This window comes from Cupriavidus sp. UYPR2.512, from assembly GCF_000379565.1.
Lineage (GTDB): Bacteria > Pseudomonadota > Gammaproteobacteria > Burkholderiales > Burkholderiaceae > Cupriavidus.
The window spans coordinates 1-2678 of the sequence record NZ_KB902996.1; the positions used below are offsets into that span (position 1 = coordinate 1).

Sequence of the window (2678 nt, forward strand, 5' to 3'; positions counted from 1 at the left end):
AGGCGCGCCAGGCGCGACGGGGCGAGGAGCGCTCGCTCAAGCCACCCAAGACTGCCCATCCGGCCACCGATGAACGGGGCCGTTACCACGCAGGACGGGCGCGCGAAATCCTGGCCGAGCAGCGCGGGGGGATGTTGCTGGGTAAAGCCGCCACGCTGGCGATGCGCTTTCTTGCACAACCGGACGAGCAGCGCGAGGCCATGGCGCGACGCATGATGTTCGGCACCTACGACGGCGTGGCGCGTGATTTGCGCAACGGACTGCGCAGGCGGCTGCAGGGGGACAAGGATGCACCAGCGCTGCAGCAGTTGCAGGCGCAGGCAGGTGAAGCGATGGAGCGGGCCCATGAGCCGCAGGCGCGCGAGGCCGCGCAGCTGCTGTATGAGCTGGGCATGCAGCTGGGCGGGGACAGCGTCCAGGCTGCGCCGCTTCCGCCCGCGCTGGCGCAGTTGTTCCCGGCACTGGCGAGCGCCTACGGGCAGGCAGACGACACCGCTGCGCGTGTGCACGCGGTGCTGGACAACTATCCGGTGTGCCGGCTGTCGCGTACGGCGTTCCCCGGCGGGCAGCCGGGGCTGGTGCCGGGCGAGCCGGAGCTGTCCATGCGCAACCTGTTTACGATAGCCATAAAGGTGGGCACCGACGCGCTGAAGTCGGACACGGGCACCGATCTCTTTACAAGCGTGGGGCACCGATCTGTTTACGGGTGTAATCGAGTGCTGCGAGCGGGCGGAAAGCTTCTACCCGGAGCGTCTGCGGCGGGTTCCGTACAGCAAGCAGACGGCGGCAGAAATACGCGATGGGCGCTTCGATCCACAGTGGGCGCAGACGGTGCTGCCGCACATGCCCACGATGGCAGCGGGAGTCATGCAGGACGCGGTCCACGCGCTGCAGCAGGGCGGATGGCTCAGCCTGCCAGTCACGCCGGCCACGCGGGCGCAGGCGGTTTCCCGGGAGGCGCAGCAGCGGCAGGCGCAGGCGTTGCACGAGCGCGCCCGACAGGCCGAGCCACAGATCACGCCGCTGCTGAAGGACATCCTGAGCCATGGCGGTGTGCCGGGGCGTGAAGAGGTACGGCAGTATCTGGCGGGTGAGCAGCACCGGCTGAAATCGCCGCAATCGCTGCAGGACAAGCTGGCCCGGCTGATTGGCGGAATGCCGCCGCTGGATCTGGCCCAGGCCAGCGCGCGGGTCAACGATGCGCTGCGCTACAGTGCGGTGCTGCCCGCGGATACGTTTGTGGCGGACTATCGCCGGATCCTTCTGCAGCTCGATGGGAAGGCGCATGCCATGATGCGGTGTCACAATCACTTCAGCCGGGAACGCAGCGCTTTCCGGGCGGTGAGCGTCACGCTGGAGGATCCGGAAGGCTTTCCATGGGAAATCCAGTTTCATACAGAGCAAACGTTCGGATGCAAGGAGAAGTACCACGATCTGTACAAGCAGGCGCAACGACGCCAATCGGATGGCGCTCACAGGGACGAGATCTGGAAGTTGCTCGAGCCGGCGCGCAAGGACTTCCGTGCATTAGCCGTTCCTGCGGGGGTGGAAGATATCGTGGACTGGGAGCCGGAGCCGGAGCCGGAGCCGGTATTGACGGTTCCGCCGCGGCCCCAGCCCCAGGCGCCAGCCGCACGGGACATGCCGTCCCCCCTTGCGGGGCTGGCCCGTCAGATCAGTAGCCAGGCTGAACGTCTGGAGGATACGGTCTGGCCTGTGCTGCAGCCGGCGCTGGAGGGCCACGGCGCGAAGTTGCGCACGGACCTGGACGGTGGTGGCTGGCGCAAGTTCATCTATGCGGAACCGGCCACCGCCGGTGAGGGGCCTGGTGGCCCGATGAACCCGCCGTATCGCGGCGCCGCCCCGGATCAGGCACGCAGCTCCGAGCGGCACACCTGGCAGCCGTCCGGGCCGCACCATGCCACGCGGAGCGCGCCTGTGGTAGCGCCCCGGGCGGATCCCGGCCATGCGGTTCGCAGTAGCTGGGGCCCCCGCCACCCTGCGCGCACCGCACGTGCCCAGCCGCCTGCCCGCCCCCCCCTGGCGGGTGCCTTGCCGGCCCAGGCGCCCGTCCGCCGATCCCTGCAGGAGTTCGAGTCTGCTCGCCACTATGGCAGTCTTGAAGAGTTTCTGGGGCAATCGAACGCTGAGATGGGGGTGGCCAGCGGGGTGGGAAACAACTGCCTGCTGGACACAGTGCTTCAGTTCGTGCGCAACATCAGGCGACAGCCCGGGGTGGACACGGAGCAGACGAGGGAACTCGAGGCGCAGGCGCAGGCATTGCGGAGCGAGCTGATTGCGAATGACCTGGCCGATGAGCATGACTTCATCGACATGTACCCGGGCGGGGCGAGACTCGCGCGCAGCCTTGACATCCGTATCCAGACCATTGAGGTCGAGGGGAGCGGGCAGGTCACAGCGCATCCGGTTGTTGGTCAGCAAGGCCGGCTTGTGCATATCCTCCACACGCCTAATCACTTTCAGCCATTGTGGCCGCGCCCACTCTGATCACAAAGGCTGTGTCGCGAAAGTGGAATCAGGGCGAGTATCGATGCCTCGCCTTCGGTCACAAGGTTCTGTTGCACAACTGGTTGTATATGAACGCGCCCCGATTGCGCCAGTGTTTCGTGTGTTCCGACATCGACAGGATGGGTTGCAGCTGTATATCCGTACATGGA

At 66.7% G+C, this 2678-nt stretch carries 2 protein-coding genes; one reads left to right on the plus strand and one right to left on the minus strand.

From position 1 onward, the window contains the following. Nucleotides 1-509: hypothetical protein (locus A3A5_RS44860; protein ID WP_232431369.1), on the minus strand; the 509-nt coding region annotated here is incomplete at its 3' end. Nucleotides 510-867: 358 nt separating this feature from the next. Between A3A5_RS44860 and A3A5_RS40330 the strand changes: the two genes are divergently transcribed. Beyond that, nucleotides 868-2508 (plus strand): hypothetical protein, encoded by a 1641-nt coding sequence (locus A3A5_RS40330; protein ID WP_232431370.1) that lies wholly within the window; start codon nucleotides 868-870, stop codon nucleotides 2506-2508. Nucleotides 2509-2678 lie beyond the last annotated feature (170 nt).